At 38.1% G+C, this 1,065-nt stretch carries 2 protein-coding genes; both read left to right on the forward strand.

Annotated elements, in window-relative coordinates; genetic code table 11:
* On the forward strand, positions 1 to 447 hold a 447-nt coding region (locus N475_RS25720), incomplete at its 5' end, for a hypothetical protein (RefSeq protein ID WP_162269584.1).
* A gap of 5 nt (positions 448 to 452) precedes the next feature.
* Positions 453 to 971 (forward strand): hypothetical protein, encoded by a 519-nt coding sequence (locus tag N475_RS05840; RefSeq protein ID WP_063364835.1) that lies wholly within the window; start codon positions 453 to 455, stop codon positions 969 to 971.
* Positions 972 to 1,065: the final 94 nt, after the last annotated feature.

The raw sequence follows: 1,065 nt of genomic DNA on the forward strand, positions 1-1,065 counted from the left end.
TCTTCTGATGTTGCTGGTGTTCAGTCACTTACTGATTCCGAGGGTAATTCTTATTATGTTAACTCCGAGACCGGTGTGGCCGAACTAGTGTTCGAAGCCGGAAATGGAGCGGCTAATTCTGTTTGTCTAGAGTGCTTTATATTTGGTGGAGGCACCATCAATGCTATTCGAAACGGTAGGCATCTTTTTTTTGGAGCTGGGCTATTTGGTAAAAATGGCCTTAGGGTGGGTAACATACGCATTGATGCTCTATACCAAAACGGTAGCGGTGTAGGAGGCACGCTAATCTCCATTAAAGGAAGTTACATTCGAATCAGGTTTGATTATGGTCGATTGCATAAAGGGGGCGTTGGCTGGCACTCTACAATAAGGGTTAGATATGGTAATTGGCAGTTTGGAAATACTCGACAACGTACGTGGTATCCTCCGTTTAAAAGGATCGACTAATAGATATGAATTATAATTCTCATGGTACAAATACTATATCAATAGGCTGTTTTGATGAATTTGATGTTAATCGCTCTAAAAATCTTATGAGGATCTTTTACGAGCTAAAGAAAGGGACTGATTGTTTATATGTATGCTGCTTTAGGCTTTGCAGTGCTGACGAATCAGCTGTTCTACAGATAATCGATAAATGCACCACGATGGGAGGCTTTAAAAACATTGAATTTGATGGTTTCCAGCTATCATTTTTTGTAGATGCTAACTTTGAATTTAAGGTTATAGCAAAAGTGTTATCGGAGCTTTTTTTTACCTTCGAGTCCCCATTTTTCTTTTTTTCAAAGCGTGCTGTCAATAATGAGAAGGTTTTTCAATTTCTGAGTGATTCAGTTGCATCCTCTTCATTGATTACCTCTTTACTTACAGGATATGTTGCATACAAGGAAGTAGAAGATGATATTTTATGGATTCGAAAAAGTGAGTCAGAATCCTTTGAATGTATCACTAAACAATTAGAACAGAGTTGAGGTCAAGTTAGGCAAATTTAAGAAGAGAAAGGAAGAAAATTAAAGAAGACACCGGGATAGGATCATTTAAGATGACACCCATCTTAAATTTGGC

The sequence above is a fragment of the Pseudoalteromonas luteoviolacea DSM 6061 genome (genome assembly GCF_001625655.1).
Taxonomy (GTDB): Bacteria; Pseudomonadota; Gammaproteobacteria; order Enterobacterales; family Alteromonadaceae; genus Pseudoalteromonas; species Pseudoalteromonas luteoviolacea.

Coding starts and splice junctions, on each gene's coding strand:
- N475_RS05840 (WP_063364835.1), top strand. CDS start 453: ATGAATTATAATTCTCATGGTACAAATACTATATCAATAGGCTGTTTT.